At 27.3% G+C, this 24,635-nt stretch carries 22 protein-coding genes; 16 read left to right on the forward strand and 6 right to left on the reverse strand.

Annotation, left to right across the window (positions count from 1 at the left end; all coding sequences use genetic code 11):
• The first annotated feature begins 40 nt into the window (after positions 1-40).
• The gene (locus CRV01_RS12295) at positions 41-865 is read left to right on the forward strand and encodes a YitT family protein (protein WP_129008530.1); all 825 of its coding nucleotides are present in this window, start codon (positions 41-43) and stop codon (positions 863-865) included.
• On the opposite strand, the gene CRV01_RS12300 is transcribed toward CRV01_RS12295, so the two are convergent.
• The 4 genes from CRV01_RS12300 to CRV01_RS12315 all read right to left on the reverse strand — a co-directional run bounded on the left by CRV01_RS12300 (position 862) and on the right by CRV01_RS12315 (position 7,704).
• Entirely contained in the window at positions 862-2,565 is a 1,704-nt protein-coding gene (locus CRV01_RS12300) for a sensor histidine kinase (protein ID WP_129008531.1), read from the reverse strand. The genes CRV01_RS12295 and CRV01_RS12300 overlap by 4 nt on opposite strands.
• Positions 2,562-3,248: a response regulator transcription factor gene (locus CRV01_RS12305; protein ID WP_129008532.1), complete on the reverse strand. Its 687-nt coding sequence runs from the start codon at positions 3,246-3,248 to the stop codon at positions 2,562-2,564. Before CRV01_RS12305 ends, CRV01_RS12300 begins: the two co-directional genes overlap by 4 nt.
• Before the next feature lie 92 nt (positions 3,249-3,340).
• Positions 3,341-5,449 carry a TonB-dependent siderophore receptor gene (locus tag CRV01_RS12310; protein WP_258238407.1) on the reverse strand — a complete coding sequence of 703 codons (2,109 nt, stop codon included), beginning with the start codon at positions 5,447-5,449 and terminating at the stop codon, positions 3,341-3,343.
• A 170-nt stretch (positions 5,450-5,619) separates the two neighbouring features.
• Positions 5,620-7,704, reverse strand: a complete 2,085-nt coding sequence (locus CRV01_RS12315) for a TonB-dependent siderophore receptor (protein WP_129008533.1) — start codon at positions 7,702-7,704, stop codon at positions 5,620-5,622.
• Between the two features lie 213 nt (positions 7,705-7,917).
• On the opposite strand from CRV01_RS12315, the gene CRV01_RS12320 reads away from it, so the two are divergent.
• From CRV01_RS12320 to CRV01_RS12350, 7 genes are all read left to right on the forward strand, one after another.
• Positions 7,918-8,448, forward strand: a complete 531-nt coding sequence (locus CRV01_RS12320; protein ID WP_129008534.1) for a hypothetical protein — start codon at positions 7,918-7,920, stop codon at positions 8,446-8,448.
• Positions 8,449-8,542: 94 nt separating this feature from the next.
• Complete coding sequence (locus tag CRV01_RS12325; protein ID WP_164970061.1) at positions 8,543-9,289, forward strand: DUF3450 domain-containing protein; 747 nt, start codon at positions 8,543-8,545, stop codon at positions 9,287-9,289.
• Complete coding sequence (locus tag CRV01_RS12330) at positions 9,289-10,605, forward strand: MotA/TolQ/ExbB proton channel family protein (RefSeq protein ID WP_129008536.1); 1,317 nt, start codon at positions 9,289-9,291, stop codon at positions 10,603-10,605. Before CRV01_RS12325 ends, CRV01_RS12330 begins: the two co-directional genes overlap by 1 nt.
• Before the next feature lies 1 nt (position 10,606).
• Entirely contained in the window at positions 10,607-11,125 is a 519-nt protein-coding gene (locus tag CRV01_RS12335) for a MotA/TolQ/ExbB proton channel family protein (protein WP_129008537.1), read from the forward strand.
• Between the two features lies 1 nt (position 11,126).
• Entirely contained in the window at positions 11,127-11,531 is a 405-nt protein-coding gene (locus CRV01_RS12340; protein WP_129008538.1) for a biopolymer transporter ExbD, read from the forward strand.
• Position 11,532: 1 nt separating this feature from the next.
• Positions 11,533-12,159 carry an energy transducer TonB gene (locus CRV01_RS12345; protein ID WP_129008539.1) on the forward strand — a complete coding sequence of 209 codons (627 nt, stop codon included), beginning with the start codon at positions 11,533-11,535 and terminating at the stop codon, positions 12,157-12,159.
• A gap of 5 nt (positions 12,160-12,164) precedes the next feature.
• Positions 12,165-13,337 (forward strand): hypothetical protein, encoded by a 1,173-nt coding sequence (locus tag CRV01_RS12350; RefSeq protein ID WP_129008540.1) that lies wholly within the window; start codon positions 12,165-12,167, stop codon positions 13,335-13,337.
• Between the two features lie 22 nt (positions 13,338-13,359).
• Here the strand turns inward: CRV01_RS12350 and CRV01_RS12355 are convergent, their stop codons facing one another.
• Positions 13,360-14,064 carry a Crp/Fnr family transcriptional regulator gene (locus tag CRV01_RS12355; RefSeq protein ID WP_129008541.1) on the reverse strand — a complete coding sequence of 235 codons (705 nt, stop codon included), beginning with the start codon at positions 14,062-14,064 and terminating at the stop codon, positions 13,360-13,362.
• Between the two features lie 27 nt (positions 14,065-14,091).
• Between CRV01_RS12355 and CRV01_RS12360 the strand changes: the two genes are divergently transcribed.
• Genes CRV01_RS12360 through CRV01_RS13880 form a run of 6 tightly spaced genes read left to right on the forward strand, consistent with a single transcriptional unit; the run spans position 14,092 to position 20,314 of the window.
• On the forward strand, positions 14,092-14,874 hold the full coding sequence (locus tag CRV01_RS12360) for an ABC transporter permease (RefSeq protein ID WP_129008542.1): 783 nt from the start codon (positions 14,092-14,094) through the stop codon (positions 14,872-14,874).
• A complete protein-coding gene (locus tag CRV01_RS12365; RefSeq protein WP_129008543.1) occupies positions 14,862-15,611 on the forward strand; it encodes an ABC transporter ATP-binding protein in 750 nt (249 codons plus the stop codon). Before CRV01_RS12360 ends, CRV01_RS12365 begins: the two co-directional genes overlap by 13 nt.
• Complete coding sequence (locus tag CRV01_RS12370; protein WP_258238408.1) at positions 15,611-16,846, forward strand: NnrS family protein; 1,236 nt, start codon at positions 15,611-15,613, stop codon at positions 16,844-16,846. Before CRV01_RS12365 ends, CRV01_RS12370 begins: the two co-directional genes overlap by 1 nt.
• A 12-nt stretch (positions 16,847-16,858) precedes the next feature.
• Positions 16,859-17,836, forward strand: coding sequence for an ABC transporter substrate-binding protein (locus tag CRV01_RS12375; RefSeq protein ID WP_129008545.1), 978 nt, complete (start codon positions 16,859-16,861; stop codon positions 17,834-17,836).
• 13 nt (positions 17,837-17,849) lie between these two features.
• Positions 17,850-19,904 carry a TonB-dependent siderophore receptor gene (locus CRV01_RS12380; RefSeq protein WP_129008546.1) on the forward strand — a complete coding sequence of 685 codons (2,055 nt, stop codon included), beginning with the start codon at positions 17,850-17,852 and terminating at the stop codon, positions 19,902-19,904.
• A 2-nt stretch (positions 19,905-19,906) separates the two neighbouring features.
• Entirely contained in the window at positions 19,907-20,314 is a 408-nt protein-coding gene (locus tag CRV01_RS13880; RefSeq protein WP_129008547.1) for a hypothetical protein, read from the forward strand.
• 40 nt (positions 20,315-20,354) lie between these two features.
• On the opposite strand, the gene CRV01_RS12390 is transcribed toward CRV01_RS13880, so the two are convergent.
• A complete protein-coding gene (locus tag CRV01_RS12390) occupies positions 20,355-21,326 on the reverse strand; it encodes an AraC family transcriptional regulator (protein WP_129008548.1) in 972 nt (323 codons plus the stop codon).
• Positions 21,327-21,507: 181 nt separating this feature from the next.
• Between CRV01_RS12390 and CRV01_RS12395 the strand changes: the two genes are divergently transcribed.
• Together CRV01_RS12395 and CRV01_RS12400 are read left to right on the forward strand one after the other, a co-directional pair.
• Entirely contained in the window at positions 21,508-23,553 is a 2,046-nt protein-coding gene (locus tag CRV01_RS12395) for a TonB-dependent receptor (RefSeq protein ID WP_129008549.1), read from the forward strand.
• A 42-nt stretch (positions 23,554-23,595) separates the two neighbouring features.
• Positions 23,596-24,483 carry a DUF4198 domain-containing protein gene (locus CRV01_RS12400; RefSeq protein ID WP_129008550.1) on the forward strand — a complete coding sequence of 296 codons (888 nt, stop codon included), beginning with the start codon at positions 23,596-23,598 and terminating at the stop codon, positions 24,481-24,483.
• The last annotated feature ends 152 nt before the right edge of the window (positions 24,484-24,635 follow it).

Raw genomic sequence — 24,635 nt, forward strand, 5'->3', positions numbered from 1 at the left:
CTATTTTATCTATAATTCGAGCAAAAAAGGAACTTAAAAATTGAAAAAACTTTTTTATCTAATTGCTGGCTCATTTATTATTGCTTATGCAACAACTACTTTCTTAAATCCAAATAGTGTTATTACAGGTGGAGGAGTAGGACTAGCTCAACTTTTACATGAGTTATTTCCTCAATTTACACTTGGTGTATGGATTGCCATTGTAAGTATTCCTCTAATTTTAATTGGAATGAAATATTTTGGAAAATCTTTTGTATTTAAAACTTTAATTTCTATTACACTTATCTCTTTATTTACTGATCTTTTAAGGGAAGTTTTAAAAATACAACCTGCAACTGATGAGACTATTTTAGCAGCTATTTTTGGAGGTTTATTAGTAGGTTTAGGAGTTGGACTTATTCTTTTAGCAAAAGCTTCAACAGGAGGAACAACTATTCTTGCAGAAGTTATAGCTCAAAAATGTAGCTTTAAAACTTCTCAAATACTTTTACTCATAGATGGACTTATTATGTTTTGGTCAATATTTGTTTATAATGACCTTGAAAAGTCACTATTTTCTGTGATAGGTATTTACATCACTTCTAGAATAATTGATATTTTATTATCAGGAAAGCCTGCTCAAAAATCTGTAACAATTGTTACAAATAGTGTAAGAGAATTAAGTAAAGAAATTGATGAGAAACTTGGAGAACATGGAACAATAGTTAATGGATACAATCTAAAACAAGAGAAAAGTAAGACTTTGATACTCGTACTTGTGGATATATCAAAATTACAACTTTTAAAAAGTATCACTAAAAAACATGATCAGGATGCTTTTTTAATTATACAGGAGGCTTCTGAACTTTATGGTAGAGAAGACTAAACCTCTATTGTAAAGCACGCACCTTCTTTTTTATTTTCAACTCTTAGCTTCCCTTTAAAGTGAGAGTTGATTATTGTCTTAGACATATAAAGTCCTATTCCACTGCCTTTATCTTTTGTAGTAAAATATGGTTCAAAAATTTTGTTTAAATGAGCTTTTTCTATTCCTCCTGCATTATCGCAAACAGTAGTGAAAGACTTATCAAAATAACTATCTATTGTAATTTTTATTTTTGCATCTTCTATTTGTCTTTGAATTAAAACATCTTTTGCATTTGTTATTAGGTTTAAAACAACTTGAGAATATTCATTTTCGTAGGCATAAACTTTTTTATCTTTTCTAATATCAAGTTCTAAATCTATATTCTGTTTTTTTAATAATTCAGACATAATATCAACTGCTTGTTTTACTGCCTTTGATAAATAAAAGTTTTCTTTTTCTTTTTGTGGCTTATAAAAATCTCTAAAACTATCAATTGTGTTTGACATAAATTCTAATTGAGTATTTGACTCTTCTATCTTCTCATTTAAATACTCTTTTGTAAGCTTCTTATCATAAGATGCCATTTGCAAATTCATATTTATAAAACTAAGGTGAGTAAGTGGTTGTCTCCATTGATGGGCAATATTATTTATCATCTCTCCCATTGAGGCTAATTTTTCTTTATGTATTAATAATTTCTCTTTTTCATTTTTATCTTTTTGTATTTTCCTTAGAGTAAAAGCAAGTGCTAAAGTAAAAATCAATGATTCCATTGGAGCTGCAAAATGAACAATATAAATTCCACTAAAAGGTATTAAATCATTTTCTGCTATATAAACAAAAGTTGCCATAAAACTCCAACCAATAGTGTAAATAATAGCATTTTTATTTCCCTTTATGATTGAAAGTAAACCTAATAAAGAAGGAATTAAAAAACTTATATAAAAAGGCATATATTCATATAACAAAGAGTAATTAATAAAAAGAATAATTCCTATATCAATTATATTTATCCATAAAAAAAAGTTTATTAAATTATATGAAAAAGAGAGCTTACTTTTTGCATTTAAAATCTCTTTTGCAAAAAGTAAAGTAAAAATAAAACTTAAATTTTCTAATATATCTATTATAGTTTGAGCAAGTATTGTTGGGTATGGTTTAAAACTTACTATCATAAATCCTATCAAAGATAAAAGTACAAAAAGTTGCATTATCGAATAATATAAAAAATATTTCTTTCTTATAGAAAAATAGATTATAAAATAGTACAAAAAAGCACAAAATATGATTCCATAAGCTACACCATAAATTATACCTTCATAGGGTAATATGTTTTTATATTCACTTTCAGAGATTACTTTTACTCTAAAACCTGGTCTTTTAGGAGTATCATATTTATACTCAAAATATAAAACTTTGGGTGTAGTTTTATTAAGTTCTATTAACATCATGTGATTATAGTTCTTATGCTTTGTATTTGTGTAAAATAAGTCTTCATAATCAGAGATAACCGTTAAATAATAGTTTTTATTAAGATAGGTTTTCTTTTTTAATTTTACTTTTATAGCAAACTGTTTAAGCTTTTTTTCTTTGTAGTCTAAATATTTTGCATTTTTAAAATTAACGAAATCTTCAGATATTTTTACTGACTCAATCACATCAAACTTATCTGCATATAAAAAAGAAAAAAAGAAAATTAAAATAAAAAGTTTTTTCATTTATATAATTCTATTTTATATCCTAATTTGGATATATTTTTAATACAGTTTGTGGGAAGTTTTTTTCGTAAATCTCTTATTAAAAGTCTTACTGCATTTTCACTCATATATTCATCTTGCCAAATATCACTTTGTAGTTGTTCATAGGTTGCAGCTTTAGGATATTTTTTACAAAGAAGATCTAAAAGAACTATTTCATTTTTTGTTAATCTAACTTCTTTTTCATCAACTTTTAAAATACTTTCAAAACTATCATAGTAAACATTATTTGCTATATATTTTTTATTGTTTTCATCTTCAAAACTCTCTTTTGCACATTGTAAAAGCAAAGGAAAAATTGTATCATGCTTAATGGGTTTTGTAAGATATTTTACTAAACCTAAATCAATAGCATCAAGTAAATAGTTTTTGTCAGTAAAAGCAGAAAGTACTATAAATTGGGTTTTTTTATCACTTTGTCTAACTTTTCTAACCATATCTAAGCCACTTAGTTTTGGCATTTTTATATCTGTAATTACTAAATGAGGTTTTTCTTTTTCGATAATATCAAGTGCAGTAAAAGCATCATTTGCTTCATAAACATTTTCAAAAAATCTTTTTAAATATGAGACTGCATTTTCTCTAATAAAATCTTCATCTTCTACATATAGAACTTTTAGTTTTTTGTACTCTTCTTTTAACATGGAAAGAATTATACAATATTCTTATTAAATATTAATAGTTATTATCATAATTGAGATATAACTAAAGAGAAAACTCCCTTTAGTTATTAAGTTTAGAAAGAATATTTTAAAGAAAGCATAGCACTTCTAGGTGCACCAATAGCCACTTGACTATAGAAACCTACATTTGAATAATACTCTTCATCAAATACATTATTGATGTTTAATTGTGCTGATAAATTTTTATTAAATCTATATTTTGCCATTGCATCAACAATAGTATAAGCTTCTTGATATACTCCACTATTTTCAGTTGAAGTTTGCCAATTTAACCCAGCCCCTAAACTTAACTTATCAAGTTCATATTTTGTAAATAGTTTAAATGTTTTCCTTGCTTGATTTGGATTAACATCATTTTTATCTGCATCTTTTGCAATAAATTGAGCATATCCTGCACTTAAATTCCAATTTTCAGTAATTTCACCATTTATTTCTATTTCAAAACCTCTACTTGTAGTTCCTTCTGCTTCTACACTGGCAACAGATGTTGTACCTGGAACAAATACTCCTGATGGGTCATTTTGAGCCAATTTATCTTGTTCAATTCTAAATACTGAAAAACTTGCATCTAACTTGTCATCAAAAAACTCTGCTTTGATTCCAGTTTCATAACTTTTTCCTTCAATTGGATCTAAGAAACCTCCACTTGAATCCCTTTCATCTTGTGGTTTAAAGATATCAGTATAACTTGCATAAATTGAATAGTCATCTGTTATATCATATACTAATCCAATGTATGGAGTAAGAATATTATCATGTTCATAATGTAAGTCTGCAACTTTTTCTTCTTTTTCATAATCAGTAATTCTTGCACCTGCAATTAATTTTACACTATCTCCAATAGAAAATCTACCTGCTAAGTATGCACCTAGTTGTTTAGTTTCTGAGTCTAATTTTAAATCTTTTTTTCCAAAGTTTGGTTCAGCAATATTTCCATCCCACTCAAAGAAGTTTCCTAAAGAACCAACAGATGCACTTGCAGAATATCCTTCAGAGTTTTGTTTACTGTACATTACCCCAGCTATAACTTCATGCTCTTGTCCTCCAAGTTCAAATGGAATAGAAGTATAAATATCAATATTATCTTGTTCCCTTTCAAAATCACCTAAATAACCACTTCCAGAAAGTCCTAATCCCGTGTTTTTATCTAAGCTTCCATAAGCATATGAAAGTTTAAGATCTGCATTATTTTCTGTTTTTGAATAGCCTGTATATACTTTAATATCATTTTTAAAATAGTGTTCTAATTCAATAAAATAGTTTTTATTTTCAGAAGCCCAATAACTCCATTTTGGAGCTGTTGTTTTAGAAGAATCCCAATTGGTTTTTGTTCCATCTGAAAATTTAGAAGGTAAACCTCCCCACATACTACCTCTTGGGTCATTATCTTGATAACTTGCTCCAAAAGAAAGTTTTGTACTATCAGTTAAATCAGCTTCAACAATTCCATAAAATACTTTTTTCTCTTTTTCATAATAGTCTTCAAAAGACTCTTTATCTTCTAAACTTGCAGCAAATCTTGCTCTAATTTTTCCATCATCTGTAAGTGGTGTAGAGATATCAACATTACCTTTATATTTATTCCAACTACCACCTTCAATACTTATATTACCAGTTAGCTCTTTACTATTTGCTCTTTTTTTGATTAAATTAATAGCTGCGGAAGGATCCCCTGCTCCACTAATTAAACCATTGGCACCTCTTACAACTTCCACTCTATCGTAAATTGTTAAATCTTGTTGAGATTCCCCTGTACTGTATCCAGAATTCCAACTTGTTGTAATTCCATCAATTTGGTAATTATTTATATTAAAACCTCTTGCTGAAAAAGATTGTCTTTCACTATCTGATCTATTTACAGATAATCCAGTTACACTATTAACTACATCTGCAATAGATTCTAAACCTCTGTCTTTTATTTGTTCATTGGTTATAACACTTACAGACTGAGGCGTATGTTTAGGTGATAGATTTAATCGTGTAGCACTCTTCATAGAATCAATTGTATATGAACCAGTTGATTCTGTGTCACTTGAACTTACTATATTAACTGTTCCAAGAGATGTTTTATCTTTTTCATTTTCAGCTGCGAATACTGAACTATGGATTAAGAAGGCTGTACAAAGAGACAAACCTAATATTCTTTTATTGCTTGTTTTCAAAATATTTCCTTTTTGATAGTAATTATTAAAATTAAGATAAGCGAATTATTTCTTAATTATTCTTAGAAGAAAATTGTAAAATATCCAAACATGATAAGAAGAGAATAATATTTACAAATATTAATTATCTTGTATATACTAAGAAAAGGACATAGCCCTTCTCTTAATATTTAGAATGTATATTTTAGATTAATTGTTGCATTTCTAGGTGCCCCATAATTTGATTGCCCCCATTGTGCAGTTAGTTTATATTCTTCGTCTGTAATATTATTTATATTTAAATTTATACTTAAATTTTTTGTAGCTTTATATCTTGCAAAAGTATTAATTAAAGCATAACTGTCTTGAGCCTCATTATCTCCTGAATAAATTTCACTTTGCCATCTTAATGAAGCACCTACTCTTAAAGGTGCTGAAGAAAGTTGATATGCACTTGATAATTTAAACTCTTTTTTAGGGATATATCTTCTTGCTTTATTTCCATCTTCATCTTTAATATTTATATATGTGTATCCCATACTTAAATTCAAGCCTTCAGAAACTTCACCTGCTAATTCAAGTTCAAAACCATCACTTTCTACTGAAATTCCTTTATATATATTTAATCCTGTTGCATGTTGACTTACATATTCCCCTAAATTTTCTTGTTCCGATTTGAAGTATGATAAAGATAAAATTGCATTTCCATCATTTAACTCTTGTTTTATTCCTGCTTCAAAACTTTTTCCTTCAACTGCACCTAAAGGACTTAAACTCTCATTTACATAACTTTGAGAATTGAATACTTCACTATAACTTGAAAATAACATAGTTCCTGGAATTACTTCATAAGCTGCACCTATATAAGAGGCTACTTCATTTTCATCTACTTCTTGAGAAGCACCATATGAAATGCCATCTTGCCTAATATCAATTGCTCTAGCCCCTAATAAAATAGATAAGTTATCTAATATATTTAATCTAGAAGAAATATAATATGCTGTTTGTTTTTCATTTGTATCTGTACTACTTTTTTTTGGGTCGTGTTTATAGAAAGTAGGTTTAGGAGTATTTCCACTCATCCAATCTCCACCTATAGGAAAATAAGTTCCTCCAGTTGATGGGTATATTGATTTAGCTGTTGTATCAATATCTGCATGATTTACCCCAAAAACAACTTTATGTTCTTTGCCAAAAGCTTTAAAATATCCAGAAGCAAAAACATCTATTACATCTACTTCTTTTTCTTCTTCATATCTAGAAGCAAGAGAAGACAATCCTGTATTTGTTCCTTTATTTGGATTTCCATCTAAATAAAACCAATCCCAATCAGTTTCTAATTTATTATGAGAATAAATTGCTTTTGCTAACCAGTTTGTTGTAATATCTTGTTCTATTTCAAGAAATGTTTTAGAAAGAGTTAACTCTTTTCTTGCCCAATCTGGTGCTGTATTTGTTGACACATCATAATCTGTCTTTGTGCCATCACTATAAAATAGTGGTAAGGCTCCAGAAGAAATACCTTTATTATCATTATCATTAATACTATGTCCAAATGTTACTTTAGTTGTATCTGTAAGATCACTGGTTAAAACACCATAAAAAGAAGTAATATCACTTGAGTATCTATCTAAATATGAGTCTCCTTTTTGTTTTGCAATAACAAATCTTCCTTTTAATTTATCATCAATTATTGTTCCAGAAACATCACCTTCTATTCTTTTTTGATTCCAACTACCATATGAAGTTGAGATATAAGCCTTAGTTTCATCTGTTGGTTTTTTTCTAACAAAGTTTACTGTTGCAGAAGGATTTGATAAAGAACTAATAATGCTTGTGGCTCCTTTTACAACTTCAACTTGCTCATAAGCTGACATATCTTCAATTCCATGGAAGGTTCCACTTGTAGGAACACCCACACCATCATATTGAAAGTTGACAATATTAAATCCTCTAGCATTATAATAGGTACGATCAGTTTCTGTTCTTTCAACTCTTACTCCAGAAACTTGTTCAAGAGCGCTTGCTGTGTCTGTTAAATTATAATCATCAATTTGTATATCAGATACCACTGATACAGCTTGTGGTGTTTCAAATATTGTCATATCTAGTTTTGTTGCAGATGTTGTTTTCTCTTGTTCTCCATAAATCATTACAGAGTCTAAAGTATTAAGATTATTTTTCTTTACTTCTGTTTCCTTTGCTAACACTTGAGTTTGTAAAATAAGTGCAGTTAAAAGAGATAACTTAGTTAACCTACTTCTTGTTATTTTCATCTATTTCCTTTATGATATTAATTATTAAAATTAAGATATGCGAATTATTTCTTATTTATTCTTATAGATATATTACAAAGTAGCTGGACATGATAAGTAAATAATAATATTAAATAAACTGTTTTACACACATGTTTTCCACATTTTTTTTTATTAAAATTCAATATGGAAAATTATGATATAGATAATAATTATTATTTAAGAAGTAGAAAGATGGACATTGCAACTATAGAAAATATTTGTAAATGTTTTAGTGACGACTTAACAGCAAGTGAAGCATCACAAAAAGTTAATATTAGTAGAGTAACTATAAATAAGTACTACAAAAAACTTAGAACTTTCATTACTAACAAACAAGAAAAAGCAAACAAAAATAAACCAAGATATTTTTATTTAAAATACTTTGTACTAAATAAAAACTACATATTCTACATAGAATATAACAATGAAATAGTCTTATTAAAAGAGTTTGATCTTAAAATTGATGATGAAGTAAAAAATAGTCTAATAAGAAATAGAAAAATAAATTGTGCTAAATTGCTATTAAAAGAAAACAATAATAAATATATTGTCTTAGGATATATGAGTACAAAAAATAGATTAAATGATTTTATTAATAGTAGATTAAAAAAATTTAGAGGAATAAATAAAACAAATATTGAAACTCATATAAAAGAATCAATCTTTAGATTTAACAACTCTAACTCTTCTGTATTCACAAATCTAACTACAATTTTTCTATAGTATAATTTCACAAGTTATTTATGTAACTTTTGTATAAGTTTAATTTTATATTTAAATGATTATAATTCTCAAAATTAATACTAAAAGGGTAAAAATGAATAAACTATTTAATACTATTTTATTTTCATTAATCTTTTCAACTTCACTATTCTCAAATGAGATAGATAAGTCATTAGAAGTAATTGAAAAGACAAATAACAAATTAAAAAATTATCAAAATAAAATAGATAATGAAGAGTATCAAAGAGAAGAACTTCTTAGTAAATATAAGTACACAAACGCTGAGTTAAAAAGCACTAAAGTATATAATGAACAACTTAGAAAAATTCTTCAATCACAAAAAGAAGAGCTAGTAAATATTGATCAACAAATTGTTGATATTGAAAATACACAAAAAAATATTTTCCCTCTTATGCTAAATATGGTTGATAGTCTAAAGAAATTAGTTCAAATGGATACTCCATTCTTACTTGAAGAAAGAACAGACAGAATCAATAGACTTGAAAAAAGCCTTGACAAAGCAGATATTAAAACAGCTGAAAAATATAGAATTATTTTAGAAGCTTTTAAAATAGAGTATGACTATGCAAATAGTATTGAAACATATCAAGACAAAATAAATGACACTACGTATGACTTCTTAAGACTTGGTAGAACAGCATTATATTATCAAAGTTTAGATTTAAAAAATTATGGATATTGGAATAATGAAACTAAATCTTGGGTTGAAATTGATAATTCAGAGGCAAAAGCAAATATCAGAAAAGGTATTAAAATTGCTAAAAAACATCAAAATGTTGATTTCTTAAATCTACCATTTTTAAGTCAAAAGGATAATTAATGATTAAATATATTTTAGCAACACTTTTAATTATAAATTCAAGTTTCGCTCTTGATTTAGAAAACCTATTAAATAGCGTAAAGCAAACATCAAATAAAGAAATTATTGAAGAAAAACAAAGATTAAAAGAGTTTATTGAGAATAAAAACCAGCAAAAAGCACTTTTACTTCAAGTACAAAAAGATTTAAGAATAGAAAATAATGAAACTAAAAGGTTAAAAAAACTTATTGAAGCAAATGAAGAAGTTTTAACTGTAAAAGAAGCAGAATTAAATGTAAAAATTGGTGATTTAGGAGAGATGTTTGGAAGTGTAAGACAAACTTCTGCTGACTTTTTAACAAACTACCAAAGAAGTTTTACAGCATCACAATTTCCACAAAAAGAAGAGATTTTTACAAAATTCTCTAATTCTAAAAAATTACCAACTATTGAAGAGTTAACTTCATTTTGGCACGCAATGTTAGATGAAATTATCCAAAGTGGAAAAGTAGCAACTTATAAAGCAAATGTTATTTTACAAAATGGTGAAAGAAATAATCAAGATGTTACTAGAATTGGTGTATTTTCTGCTTTTTCAGATGGAAACTTCTTAAAATATTCAAATGATATAAACTCGCTAATTGAACTATCAACACAACCTTCATCAGCATATATTTCAGATGCAAAAGAGTTTGAAGAAAGTTCAAATGAGATAAAAACAGCATTAATAGATCCAACAAGAGGAACACTATTTGAAATGCTTGGAAATAATCCTACTATCATGGATAGAATCAACCAAGGTGGAATTGTAGGATATATTATTATTTTACTTGGTGTTTTAGGTTTATTATTTGCAGCTTATAAAATTGTATTCTTAAATTTAATTCATAAAAAAATCAAAAAACAACAAAAAAATTTAGAAAACTATGATGATTCTAACTCTTTAGGAAAGATTGCAGGAGTATTTTATAAAAATGTAAATAACTCTATCAATGATTTAGAAATCAAAATTGGTGAAGCAATTTTAAAAGAGACAAATCATATCAAAAAAGGTCAAAGCTTTGTTAAACTTCTTGCAGCAGTAACTCCATTACTTGGATTATTAGGTACTGTAACAGGTATGATTGCAACTTTCCAAGCTATTACTTTATTTGGTACAGGTGACCCAAAACTTATGGCAGGAGGAATTTCAACTGCTCTTATTACAACTGTTTTAGGTCTTGTAACAGCTATTCCATTACTTTTTGCATATACATATATCTCTTCAAAAGCTGAAGCTATCGTATCTGTATTAGAAGAGCAAAGTATAGGAATGCTAGCAAAAACACTTAAATAACATGATTGATTTATATATAGATAACTTCTTTAACTTTTTTGATAAAGGTGGTTTTGTTTTATATATCGTATTTGCAATTGCCCTATTTCTTTGGGCATTGCTAATTGAAAGATATATTTATATTAGCTTTGAATATAAAAAATATGCAAAAGCTTTAAAGCAAGAATTATCACAAAATGAATTTAATCAAAAATTTAAAGAAGAGATAAAAAAGTATTTAATTGAAGAATCAAATATCAAACTAAAATCAGGTCTTAGTTTTATAAAGACTTTGATTATTGTTTGTCCATTAGTTGGTTTATTAGGAACTGTTACAGGAATGATTGAAGTATTTGATGTAATGGCACTAAGTGGTACAAGTAATGTAAAATCAATGGCAAGTGGTGTATCAATGGCAACTATTCCAACAATGGCTGGAATGGTAGTTGCACTTAGTGGAATACTATTTGAAAAGAAATTAGAATTATCAATAAAGTACCATACAGATAAGTTATATTTAGAAATATCAAAGGTTTTATAAAATGAGAAGATTTTCACAAAAGAATAATAAAGAAGAAACAGAAATAAACTTAACTCCAATGCTTGATGTTGTTTTTATTATGTTAATTTTCTTTATTGTTACAACCTCTTTTGTAAAAGAAGCAGGTATAGAAGTAAATAGACCAAGTGCAAAAACAAGTCAACAAAAAAGTGAAGCAAATATCTTAATAGCTATTAAAAATAATGATGAAATTTGGATTGATAAAAGAATGGTTGATATTAGAGCAATTAGATCAAATATAGAAAGACTTAAAGCTTCAAATACACAAAGTAGTGTTGTAGTTCAATCAGATAAAGATGCAAGAACAGGTGTACTTGTTAAAGTTATGGATCAAGTAAGACTTGCTGGAATTACAAATATCTCAATTTCTACACTAAAGAATTAAAATGAGAATATTAATAGCTGTAGTCGTATCTCTTGTTATCTCAATTGCGATGTTTGTATTGATGCAAAAAATGACATCAACTCAAAGTGAACATATAAAAAAAGAGACAAAACCTGTACAACTTACTTACTTAAGAGATAAAAAAGATACGGTTATTGAAAAGAAAAAAAGAGTTAAACCTAAAGAGCCAATTAAAAAAGTTGAACCAAAAAAGTTAGAATTAAAAACAAAATTAAATCAAGAACTAAATAAAAATGTAAAAATCAAGCCTTTGGATATTAGACAAAATATTGATATTTCTTCAATCAACTCTTTAACAGGAGCTAAAATAAATATTGGTTCGAACCTTTTAGATGCAAATATGCTAACTGCACTTAAAAGAGTAAATCCAAGATATCCAAGACGTGCAAAAATAAGAAGACAAGAAGGTTTTGTACAACTAACATTTAAGATTGATGCAAGTGGTTTTGTATCGGGGGTTCAAGTTGTTGATTCAAATCCTAAAGGTGTATTTGATGAAGCTTCAATCAAAGCTATAAAAAGATGGAGATTTAAACCTTCAAAAGATGATATTGCAGGAAGTTTTAAAAATGCAACTATCACATTTAACTTTAAATTAGCAAGGTAGTTATAATGAAAAAAATATTAGTAATATTGTTTCTTTGTTTTTACAGCAGTGCATTTGCAAAAATGCATATGTCAAAAAGTACATACAATAGTTTAATGAAAGCTCAAAAACTAATAGAAAAAGAAGATTACAAAACTTCAAAAAAGATGCTTGAGGAGTTATTAAAAGGTGATTCTAAAAATGATTATGAGAAATCATATATTTTGCAAACACTAAGTAATATATATATTCATAATGATAACTATAAAAAAGCTTCAAAAGCATATGAACAAATTATAAAATACAATGCTTTTGAAAAAGATAGTATTGATAAAATCAAATTTTCACTATCAAAAATCTATTTATCATTGGAAAAATATAAGCCAAGTATTAAACTTTCAACCAATCTTTTAAAGAGTAAAACTCTAAAGAAAAATGATGTTTACGAAACACTTATATTAGCTTATTATTATGATAAAAAATACAAAAAAAGTATAGAGTATTCAAAAAAATATTTCTCTTCAGAAAAAAATATAAAAGAGTCATGGTATAAAATCCTTTATTCATCATATGTTGAAGTAAAAGATTATAATGGTGCAATAAAGACTATGGAGATCATGGTTAAACTTTTTAGTGATAATGAAAGTTACTGGGTTCAATTAGCTTCTTTATACCAAGAAAGAAATAGGTTAAAAGACTCTTTAGCAACACTAGAGTTAGCCTATAAAGAAGGTGTTTTAAAAAATAAAAATAATATTTTGTATTTTATAAATATCTCTTTACAAAATGGAGTTTATAAAAAAGCAAATGACCTACTTACAAAGGCTGTTGAAACTGGTCTAATAGAAGAAGATAAAAAGATATTTGAACTACTTGTTTCAACACATGTAAATGCAAAAGATATTGACTTAGCAATCAAAAAAATTGAAACTTCTAAATATAAAAATGAAAATAAATATAAACTAATACTTGCAAATTTATATTATCAAAAACAAGAGTTTAAAAATAGTATTTCAATCTTAGATACAATAAAAGCTAAAAGAAACTCTGAAACTGCTGGAGAAAAAGAGATTTTAAAAGCACTATGTTATTATGAATTAGATGATAAAAAAACCTCTATTAAAATCTTAAAACAAGTTGTTAAAAACCCTTATCAAAAGAAAAGAGCAAGAAGTATTTTAAAAAGCCTTGAGAGTTAATCCTCTCTAGCTTTTTATTACTTTACTGTAATATTTCATAAAAAGAATTATCAACAACTATATTTTCATCATTAATATATCCTTTTTCTTTTATCTTTTTAATTGATCTAGATAGTGTCGCTGGTGCCATATTTAATTTATTTGCAATTTCAGAATGTTTTCTTTCAATTAATATCTTTGGATTATCTCTTAAAAAAGCACATACTTTTTGTGTAGCATCATATACTAAGTTTCTATGAATTGTTTGTTCTAAACTTCTCATCTTTTTTATTAAAGAACCTATAATATGAAAAGACAAGTTGGCATTACTTTGTAAAAGAGAAAGAAACACTTCTTTTTCTAAAACTGCTACTTTAGTTATATTACTTGTACTAATTGCAGTTGCAGGAAAAGCAGATGCTTGAAAAGTAGCCATTTCTGCTAGTATTGTAGGTTTACTAAAATTGTGAATAACTATTTCATTTCCCATAGTACCAGTTTTATATAATTTTAGTTTACCTTGAAGCATAATATAAAAAGAGTTTGCAAAATCTCCCTCATAAAATAAGATATTATCTTTATTTAAAGTAACTATTTTACAAGATTTATTTATTAGCTCAATTTCTTCTTCACTTAAAAGTCTAAAAAAGTCTATTTTATTTAATACATTTTTATACATGAAAAATATTAACTTAATCACACTTAAGTTTTGTTGATTTAAGTCATTGATAATCACTATTATTTTCAATAAAATTACAAAAAAGTTAAGGTACTCATGAATTTTATATTAAAAATATTAAAAGACTTTCCTAAATATATCTGGAGTGGTTGGGGCTCAATTGCCTCTATTTTTCTATTTTTTGCACTATGGGATTTAGGGAATCAAATATATGGAAACCTTGTATTGCCAAGTCCAAAAGAAACAATCCTAACATTAATTTCAATTATTTTAAATGATGAAACTATCACAAATATAGTAATTACTATAAAAAGAGCCTTCTTTGGATTTTTTATCTCACTTATTTTTGGTTCTTTATTAGGCTTATTAGCAGGTCTTTTTGTAACTGCTTCAATGATGAGTAGACCAATAGTTACTATTCTTGTAGGGATGCCTCCAATAGCTTGGATAGTTTTAGCAATGATTTGGTTTGGAATGAGTGATATGACAGTTGTATTTACAGTAGTTGTTGCTTCCTTTTCTATTGTTTTTGTAGGAGCATTACAAGGGACTAGAACCTTAGAAGGTAACCTAAAAGAGATGGCTGATAGTTTCAATTTATCTTTTAAAATGAAAATGCTTGATTTGTATTTTCCTCATATTTTCTCTTATGTATTTCCTGCTTGGATTAGTGCCTTAGGAATGTCATGGAAGATTGTAGTTATGGCTGAGTTACTTTCAGCAAATGAAGGAATTGGAGCAAGCTTAGCAATTGCAAGAAGTCAATTAGATACACCAACTGCCCTAGCCCTTGTTTTAATTATGGTTGGAAGTCTACTTCTAATTGAATATTTAATATTAGAGCCCATAAAAAGAGAGGTTGAAGCATGGAGAGATTAGAACAATTATTAGTAAAAGATGTTTCTTTCTCTTTTGGTTTTAAAGAGATTCTAAAAAATATAAATTTTGAGTTAAAAAAAGGACAAGTAGTATCAATAGTTGGTCCAAGTGGTGGAGGGAAAACAACTCTACTTCATCTGTGTGCCAGACTTTTAACCCTTGAAGAAGGAAAAATAAAAAACAGTTTTAAAAGTTCAGCTTTTGCTTTTCAAGAAGCAAGACTTCTTCCTTGGAAAAATGTTCTTGATAACATTTGTTTAGGACTTCTTGCAAAGGGTGTAAAAAAAGCAAAAGCTCAAAGTTTATCAAAACAGATTGCTTTGAAATTTGGACTTGAACAAGAGGATTTATCAAAATTTCCAAAAGATTTAAGTGGAGGAATGAAACAAAGAGTGTCTTTTGCTAGAGCTTTAGTTGTAAAACCTTCACTTCTATTTTTAGATGAACCATTTTCAGCACTTGATATTGGATTAAAAAAAGAGCTACAAAGTTTACTTATTGAAACTATAGAAAAAGAAGAGCTTAGTATTTTATTTATTACCCACGATTTAATGGAAGCCATTAAGTTAAGTGATGAGATTTTAGTTTTAAAAGCTCAACCAGTAGGTCATATAGTAAAAAGGTTTAAGTTTGATAAACCAAGGAGTTTAAGGGATGATAGCTTTGTATATGAACAAACAGCAAAACTTTTAAATGATGAATATATCATAAATACTTTTGAATTGGAACTAAAATAATGGAAAATAAAAAACAGTATGCAGCAAAACATTATGAGCATTATCCCCAAGGGAATTTTCCTATTTATTTAGCCTATGGTTTTAGACCTATATTTTTACTTCTTGCTCCATATATTGTAATTTCTATTATCCTTTGGAGTTTTACTTTTAGTGGCTTTATCTCTTTAGGTTTTATTGATAACTTGTTAACTTGGCATATATATGAAATGTTGTTTGGAGTAGGAAGTGCTGGTATTATTGCGTTCTTTCTTACGGGAGTTCCAGAGATGTTTCCAGGGGCAGTGCCAATTATAGGGAAAAAACTTTTATTTATAGTTTCTCTTTGGTTAGCTTCAAGAATTAGTTTCTGGTTTATAGCATTTTTAGGTATTCCTTTTGTTGCTTTTATCAACTTATTCTTAAGTTTATATATTATTTTACTTATTATAAAACCAGTATTTGCAGATGTAAAGAAAAAACATATATCTCTTGCTTTTAATCTTGTGGCACTTCTAATAATACAAGGAATGTTTTTTGCAAGTATTGCAAAATATTTAAATATTGATTCATCATCTATTTTGATTTTAGCTTTAGGTTTTTTCATTGTTTTAATATTACTTGCATTAAGAAGAGTAAATATGGAAGCTATAAATGAGCTTTTAGAAAGTGAAAATATAGATGAGACTTTTTACTCAAGAGCACCAAGATATAATTTAGCTATTTTTTGTGTGCTTTTATATACACTTGTAGAGTTTTTCTTTCCTAATAATTCTATTTTAGCTTATTTAGCCCTTGCTTGCTTTGCAGCTATTTTAAATATCTCAAATGATTTTATTTTAAAAGATAACAATATCTTAACTAAGCCCTTTGTCTTATATATGCTAAGTATTATTCTACTAACTTCTATTGCTTATGGCTTCTTAGCTTATGATTATTTAAATGAAAATCTTTATGCCTTAAATCATTTTAGGCATTTTCTTACAACAGGAAGTTTTGGTCTTGTCTTTTATGTTGTAATGATAGTTGTATCAACTATTCATACAGGAAGAAAACTCTTTACAAACCTTTGGTTAAACCTTGGGCTTATTTTAATAATTATTTCTACTTTTATAAGAGCATTTATTCCCTTTTATGAAGAGTATTCAATTGAAGCATATATTGTATCATCCATTTTATGGGCGATTCCATTTATTATTTATATGAAAATCTTTTTTCCATTTTTACTTTCAAAAAGAGCAGATGGAATAAAAGGTTAAAAAAGGAAAATCATGAAAAAAATCTTACTACTTAGTTTTATGTTTTTATTATCTCTTTTTGCAAAAGATGAAAATAAAATTGTTGTTGCAGGTCCTTTTGCCACAGTATCACATCCTATTATACACATGATACAAAATGACGTATTAAAAGACTTGAACAAAAAAATAGAGTTTAAACTATGGAAAAACCCCGATGAGCTTAGAGCTCTTGTTTTAAACTCAAATGTTGATTTTATAGCCTTGCCAACCAATGTAGCTTCAAATCTTTACAATAAAGGAGTTGATTTAAAACTTCTAAATGTCTCTATTTGGGGGATACTTGCGATGATAAGTAGAGATCCAAACTTAAAAACCTTAAAAGATTTTAAAGGTAAAAAAATTGCTCTTCCTTTTAGAGCAGATATGCCTGATATTATCTTTCAAGAATTAGCAAAAAAATATAGTTTAGATCCTAAAAAAGATTTCAAAATTCAATATGTAACAAACCCTATTGATGCTATGCAAATGCTTATTTTAAGACGTATTGATCATGCACTTTTAGCAGAACCTGCTATTTCAATAGCTCTAAGAAAAACCGGCTCTTTCCCTATAAATATCGTTGCTCCTGATTTATATAGAAGTGTTGACTTACAAAAAGAGTGGGGAAAACTTTTTAAAACAGAAGCTAAAATTCCCCAAGCAGGACTTGCATATTTAGGAAAGATAAAAGGAAAAGAAAAGCTTATCAATAGATTTTTACAAGAGTATGAAAAGTCTCTTCAGTGGTACAAGAAAAACCCAAAAAAAGCAGCTTCATTAGTTGTAAAAACTTTACCAATGCTTGAAGAAAAAGGTTTAGCTGATTCTATAAAGCATGTACAAATTCAAAGTGTAAATGCCTATGAAGCAAAAGAGGAGTTAGAGTTTTTCTTTAATGTTTTAAAAAATAGTAATGAAAAACTAATAGGTGGAAAACTGCCAAATGAAAATATATATTATAAATCAAACTAAAAGGAATAAATAAATGAAAAAAAGTCTTATTTTATCAAGTGTGACAACAATTGTTTTAGCAGGAAATTGCTATGCAAATGCAGATTTAGGTGAAGTTTTAGTTACAACTGCCACTAAAACTGAAAAAAATATAGATGGAGTTAGTGCTTCTGTTATTGTTGTAACAAAAGAAGATATTGAGAAAATATCTGCTTCAACATTAAAAGATGTATTTGAAAAAATTCCATCAATCAATGCTCAATATGCAAGGTTCCCCCACCCTAGTTCTAAATCAAAAGCTGCAATCTCTATAAGAGGAGTTGGTGCAAATGGTACTCTTATGCTTTTAGATGGTAAAAGATTATCAGCTGAAACAGAAAACCCATATGAGATGAATAGAATCCCTGCTTCAATGATTGAAAGAATAGAGATAGTAAAAGGTTCAATGTCAACACTTTATGGTTCTGATGCTATTGGTGGAGTTATAAATATTATTACAAAAAAAATCACTGAAGCTCAAACTGCTGTTGATTTAAAGTATGGCTTAAATAAAAAAGGTGATGCAAAACAAAAAAACTTCAACTTTACAACTATTGGAAAGAATGATTATTTTAACTATAAAGTTTTTGGTTCTGTTGTTGATGAAGAAGCTTTTACAAAGAAAAAAAATTATACTCAAACAGCAGTTAATCCTCAAACAGGTGCTGTTATAGGTGCAAATCCACAAAATGGTATATCTGGAAAAGAAGATATGACTTTTATTGATGATGCAACTGTTTTAAGCTTTGGAACAAGGTTTGAAAAAAACTTAACAGATAATCTTCTTGCAGGTATTGATTTTAATTACTTCAAAGAAGAAAGAGAAGGTATTTATTTAGGAAATGCTAAATTTGCAGGTGGTGGTCTTATAAAAAATACGCCTGTTTTATCAAAAGATAATAATAAAAGAATTGATGTTTCTACCGATTTTGAGTATCAAGTAAATAATGACTTAACTACTAATTTAAAATTTTATAGATCATATTATAAAAAAAGAAATGAAACTACTCCTGAAAATTTTGCAGGTCCAGTAAATAAAAAGTTTAGTGCAAATGTAACAATTGATAATGTAGAATCAACAACAACTTACCTTCTAAATGATAGTAATATACTTACTTTTGGAGCTGAATACAGAAAAGAAACTAGAGACTCAAGTGCTATTAATCCGAATCCTAGTTCAAGTGATTTTATTACAAAAGAAGTTACGTATAAATCAGTATTCTTACAAAATGAGATTGAAATCACAGACTCTTTAAATGCTACACTAGGAGCAAGATATGACCATATTTCAAACGCAGATAGTAAAGTAACATTCCAAGCAGGTGCTGTTCAAAAGTTTAATGATAACACCTCTTTAAGAATTAATTATTCTCAAGGTTTCAGAGCCCCTGATACAGCTGAACTTTTTGTTGTTGCTCCAGTTTTCAAAGATGGAAAAAGATTTGGTTCAGATGTAATTTTTGGACCTAAAACTACTGCTTATGACTTAAAACCTGAAGAATCACAAAGTTTTGAAATAGCTTTATCAAATAACTTTAATAAACTTTCTTCTGAAATTGTTGCTTTTCATACAAATATCAAAGATAAGATTGAGTTAGTTTCATATGGTACCGGAGCAGGGAAATACTATACTTCAGAAAATTTAGACAAAGTTGAAATCAATGGACTTGAATTAAGGCTTGATTATGATTTTACTAACTATTTAAATACAAACTTTAATTTAACATATTTAGATACTGAAGATAAGACCTTAAATAAGGAACTAACATTCACTCCTGATATTTCTGCATCTTTAGGAATAGACTATAAAATAACAAATAGTTTAAACACAAATATATCTTTAAGATATATAGGTGAACAATATACAAATAGTCAAAACAGTGAAAAAACTGAGGATTATACACTTGTAGATTTAGGACTTAATTACAAAATAAATAAAACTACAAGTTTTTATACAGGAGTAGATAATATTTTTGATAAAGAAGTTGATGAAGAGTTAGGAGTAAATGCTGGTACGTATATGTATGTTGGGTTTAGGTTTAATTTTTAATCATGTACGAATTAATTAAATTTATTCATATATCAACAATAATACTATTTGTTGGAACAGTTTATTTTAGAACCTTTGTTATTTTGAAAATAGTTTCATCTTTTCCTAAAGATGAAGCTATAAAAATACAACAAGCGATGGGAAATAAAGCTAGAAATATAATCAAAATCAATAATCTGATTTTAATTATATCAGGAATGTTATTATTGTTTTTATATACAAATAATAGCTCTATAATATTACATTTAAAAGTTTTATTAGGATTAATACTAGTAGTAGGCTTTTATTTTGTTCCTATTCTTTTTAATAAATTTGAGGCAGACCAAAAGTTTAAAACTATTTTTCACTATATCTTTTTTTCACTATTAATGTTTGTAGTTCTCTTATCCCAATTTATCTATAGTTTTTAAATAATGCTTTAAGAATCAATTTTTAAAGCATTATATTAACTTAATAATAATAGTTTCTTGTCTTCATAATCTCTTTAGGTCTTATGCCAAATCTTTTAAAAAAAGCATTAGAAAAATTTTGTGCATATGAATAACCTACTAATAAGGCTATTTCATTTATATTATATTCACTTTCTTTTAAAAGTATTTTTGCTTTTTGCATTCTTTCTTCTAATAAAAAAGAGTAAGGAGTGAGATTAAAGAATTTTTTAAATCCAAATTGTAATTTAAAATCATTCAATTTTACAATTTTTGAAAGTTCTTCTATGCTAGGTGGTTTCTGCATATTTTCAAGTAAAATTTTTTTTGCTTTGTTTAAAGCTTTTATATCATATTGTGAGAATTTTATTCCACTTAAATCTTTGTCAGGTTGACTTTGTGAAAAAGTATTAAGACAATGGTAAATAACCTCTAAAGTTTTTGACTCAAGATATAATTGATTTAATTTTCCAACCATAGGACTTTTATACATTTCATTTGCTAAAAATGACATTTTAATATCCATAAGAGAGTTATATAGCATTTTACTAAAGTTACTATTTTCAAGAGTGTTAAATATATACTCTTTAAAAGTATTATCAGGTAAAACTTTTTCTAAAAACTCTTTTTTTAAAATAAAAGACAACGCTTTATAAGAACTGTTTCGTGGTATTTCATGATAAATACAATCTTGCGAAATTAAGTGCAGATTAATATATGACTTTTTTGAAGAAAATTTTTCTCCTGAAATATAACTTTTTAATTTCATTTCTCCTTCAAGACCTAATGTAAAGGCAATACCATCAATTTTATGAATTGACTTTTGTTTGATTTCATTTTTTAATAAATAGTCACTTTTGTACAAAAATACTGTGTCGTTAAAATTAATTTCATTTATATCAAACTTTCCATTGTAATTAAATTCTTTTTTGGTATTTAATATTTCATTTTCATCTGAGAAACCTTTAAAGTTTTTCCAAAAACCATTATTCATAAATTTCCTTTATTGATTTCAATAACTGTTATCATAATATAATTTTTAACATAAATTAATCTTTACTCTATTTTAGAATTAAAAAAAATATATATAAAATATTTTCAATATTGATTTTTATTATTGTTATTAATAAAATTACACATTAAATTTGTTCATAAACATATAAAGGATATCAGATATGAAAAAGAAATTACTGGTCAAAAGTATAATATTATCAACTATTACAAGTAGTTTTTTATTGGCACAAGACCAGCCACAAGAACTTGGAGACGTTACTGTTAGTGCGAATAAAATTGAAGAAAATATTCAAGAAGTTCCACAAAGTATTACAGTAATTAATAAAGAAGAGTTAGAAGAAAAAAGAATAACAGACATTGAGGGTGTGGTTGATGAAATACCTAACATGAGTTTTGAAAGGGCTTTAAATGGAAGTTTATCTACTACCTTTAGAGGCTTATCAGGTTCAACTTTTACTCTTAGTAACCCCGTTGTTATTTATGTTGATGGTGTTCCATATTATGACAGATATGATTATAACCCTTCTTTTATAAATGTAGATCAAGTAGAAATTCTAAGAGGTCCACAAGGTACACTTTATGGTAAAGACTCTACAGGGGGAGTTATAAATATTATTACAAAAGCACCTGAAAATGAGTGGCACGGAAGTATCAATGCTGAAGCTGGAAATTATGGTTACACAAAGGGAGCCTTCAATACAAGTGGAGCACTCATAGATAATAAACTGTATGCGGGTATTAATGGTTCTTTAAAATCGGATGATGGTTGGCTTACAAATAAATATTCAGGTATGAATAAAGATGCCAATAGAACAAAAGCAAAAAGAGTAAGTGCTTTTACAATTTATAAACCGACAGACAACTTATCAAGTAAACTTGTTATTTCTCATGATTATGACAAAGAGTATGGAAGAAGAGGTATAAATATTGATAATACACTTCCAATTAATGATTTAAAACGAGATGAGAATGTGAGTTTTGATGTTCCTTCATATATTACAAGAAAAACAAATTCACAAAGTCTAAAATTTGATTATGAATTAGAAAAAATGAAAATGGAATCTGTAACCATACATAAAGATTTCGATATTGATATCGTTCATGACAGTGATTTTTTATCTGGAACCAGCAGTGATGGTTTAGCTTCACTTATTATTTCAGATGTCCAAACGTGGTCGCAAGAATTTAAATTAGCAAGTAAGAATCAAGATATAAAATGGGTAGCAGGACTATTTTTTGATGATGAAAAAAGAGAACAAGGTCCATATGGAAATGCAAGTAGTAGAGGTACTGCAAATGTAGTCTCTACAATTGATACAAATACATATGCAGTATTCGGTCAAGTCATGATTCCTCTAAATGATTTTGAATTAACTCTTGGAGGAAGATACCAAAGAATAACTAAAGATATTAAATCTGACTTTTACAACAGTTTTACAAATACTTCTAACAGTCTTCATCAATATGATGATGAAAAGTCATGGAGTACTTTCTTGCCTAAAATTGCTTTATCGTATAGTTTTAACAATGATTTAATGGCATATACTTCTGTTTCAAAAGGGTTTATTCCAGGTGGTTTCAATTTCTATTCCACAAGTGATAGCAGTGATTCTTCTTTTGAGCCTGAAAAATCTACAAATTATGAAATTGGAATAAAGTATCAACAAGATGACTATACTATTAATGCAGCTATCTTTAGAATGGAAATAGAAGATTTACATGTATATAGTACTCTTCCTGGGGGTGTTTTTGTAACAGATAATGCACGAAAAGCTCACTCTCAAGGATTAGAAATTGATGGGAAATATTATTTAGGCAATAACTTTGAATTAACAGCAAGTGTAGGACTTATTAAAGCAAAATATGATGATTATACAGATGCTAATGTTAATTATGATGGACAAAAGATTACTGGAACTCCTAAATTTACAACTTCAATAGGAATATCATATTTTGCTCAAGAAGGTCTTTATGGAAGAGTTGGTCTTCAAGGAAGAGGAAAGACTGGTTTTAGAAGAAATGGCAAAGTTGAAGAAACTGACGGTGGTTTTACTGCAAATACAAAAATAGGATATAAAATCAATGATTGGGATGTTTATGGATATATTACAAATATTACAGATGAAGAATATGTTCTATCTTATGGTAGAGGTGTAGGATTTAATGAGCCAAGAAGATTTGGATTTGGCGTAAAATATACATTTTAAATAAAAACAAATCAATTATTATATATAAAATAAAGGACAAAAATGAAAAAAATAAAAAAAGTTTTTTTAGCAACTGTTATTTTAAGTGTTAACACTTTATTAGCACATAGTTTGTGGGTTAACTCTTTTGAGTCATTCTCTCATAAACCAGGCCATGCAATAGTTAGTTTAGGATGGGGACATTCAATTCCTATTGATGATATACTTAATTCACCCAATGGAAAAGTTGTTATAGAAGATTTTTCTTTAATTAATCCAAAAGGAGAAAAAACACAATTAAAAATTCCTTCAAGTGAAACTGCAAAGGCAAGTAAAACAACTAAAGATTTTGATTTATATGATGCCGATATAGCTTTACAGAAAATTGCTCTTAAAAAAGAGAGTATAAAAGGAGTTTATATTCTTCAAGCAAATTCTAAACCTACTTTTTATACAAGTTATATAGATACAAAAGACAGACAAAGGTTAAAATTAAAACCAAAAAATGAGCTCAAAGATATTAAAAAAATATTGATGTCTATTAAGTATCAAGCCAATGCAAAATCTTACCTTACTTTAGACAAATGGACTGAACCAAAAGCTACAAACAAAGGACTTGAAATCATTCCTAAAAGTGACCTTTCTAATGTAAGAATAGGAGACCTTGTTGAGTTTGAAGTTTTATTTATGGGGAAACCTTTAAATGCAACTGCTGCTAGTATGGATTATATAAAAGCTGCTAGCAATACTTTTGGTCAAAATGAAGGATTTGCTTTAATGTCATCTATAGTAGAAGGAAAAGCTCAAATAAGAGTTCAAAGTGCAGGACAATGGATTGTATCTTGTACCCACAAAACAGCCATTACAAAAGATGGTCCATTAAAAGAGTTATATAATAAGGTGAATTATTCATTTAATGCCAGTAGCTTAACTTTTAATGTAAAAGAATAAGATACAATTTAAATTCTAAAGAGTTAACTCTTTAGGGTTTAATAGTAATAAAAATATATCTATAACTATTTTTTCATCTTACAAAGAGGATATACCTTAAAAAGGCTATTTCTTTAACCAAAACTTAACCAAAACTTTAATAAAATCTATAA

It is taken from the genome of Arcobacter sp. CECT 8983 (assembly GCF_004118855.1).
Classification (GTDB): domain Bacteria; phylum Campylobacterota; class Campylobacteria; order Campylobacterales; family Arcobacteraceae; genus Halarcobacter.

Bases quoted from the DNA above. Each gene is read 5' to 3' on its own strand.
- CRV01_RS12380 (WP_129008546.1), top strand. From the start codon at position 17,850: ATGAAAAAAAGTCTTATTTTATCAAGTGTGACAACAATTGTTTTAGCA.
- CRV01_RS12305 (WP_129008532.1), bottom strand. From the start codon at position 3,248: ATGTTAAAAGAAGAGTACAAAAAACTAAAAGTTCTATATGTAGAAGAT.
- CRV01_RS12335 (WP_129008537.1), top strand. From the start codon at position 10,607: ATGATTGATTTATATATAGATAACTTCTTTAACTTTTTTGATAAAGGT.
- CRV01_RS12320 (WP_129008534.1), top strand. From the start codon at position 7,918: ATGGACATTGCAACTATAGAAAATATTTGTAAATGTTTTAGTGACGAC.
- CRV01_RS12395 (WP_129008549.1), top strand. From the start codon at position 21,508: ATGAAAAAGAAATTACTGGTCAAAAGTATAATATTATCAACTATTACA.
- CRV01_RS12345 (WP_129008539.1), top strand. From the start codon at position 11,533: ATGAGAATATTAATAGCTGTAGTCGTATCTCTTGTTATCTCAATTGCG.
- CRV01_RS12315 (WP_129008533.1), bottom strand. From the start codon at position 7,704: ATGAAAATAACAAGAAGTAGGTTAACTAAGTTATCTCTTTTAACTGCA.
- CRV01_RS12370 (WP_258238408.1), top strand. From the start codon at position 15,611: ATGGAAAATAAAAAACAGTATGCAGCAAAACATTATGAGCATTATCCC.
- CRV01_RS12400 (WP_129008550.1), top strand. From the start codon at position 23,596: ATGAAAAAAATAAAAAAAGTTTTTTTAGCAACTGTTATTTTAAGTGTT.
- CRV01_RS12340 (WP_129008538.1), top strand. From the start codon at position 11,127: ATGAGAAGATTTTCACAAAAGAATAATAAAGAAGAAACAGAAATAAAC.
- CRV01_RS13880 (WP_129008547.1), top strand. From the start codon at position 19,907: ATGTACGAATTAATTAAATTTATTCATATATCAACAATAATACTATTT.
- CRV01_RS12375 (WP_129008545.1), top strand. From the start codon at position 16,859: ATGAAAAAAATCTTACTACTTAGTTTTATGTTTTTATTATCTCTTTTT.
- CRV01_RS12325 (WP_164970061.1), top strand. From the start codon at position 8,543: ATGAATAAACTATTTAATACTATTTTATTTTCATTAATCTTTTCAACT.
- CRV01_RS12330 (WP_129008536.1), top strand. From the start codon at position 9,289: ATGATTAAATATATTTTAGCAACACTTTTAATTATAAATTCAAGTTTC.
- CRV01_RS12365 (WP_129008543.1), top strand. From the start codon at position 14,862: ATGGAGAGATTAGAACAATTATTAGTAAAAGATGTTTCTTTCTCTTTT.
- CRV01_RS12360 (WP_129008542.1), top strand. From the start codon at position 14,092: ATGAATTTTATATTAAAAATATTAAAAGACTTTCCTAAATATATCTGG.
- CRV01_RS12300 (WP_129008531.1), bottom strand. From the start codon at position 2,565: ATGAAAAAACTTTTTATTTTAATTTTCTTTTTTTCTTTTTTATATGCA.
- CRV01_RS12390 (WP_129008548.1), bottom strand. From the start codon at position 21,326: ATGAATAATGGTTTTTGGAAAAACTTTAAAGGTTTCTCAGATGAAAAT.
- CRV01_RS12350 (WP_129008540.1), top strand. From the start codon at position 12,165: ATGAAAAAAATATTAGTAATATTGTTTCTTTGTTTTTACAGCAGTGCA.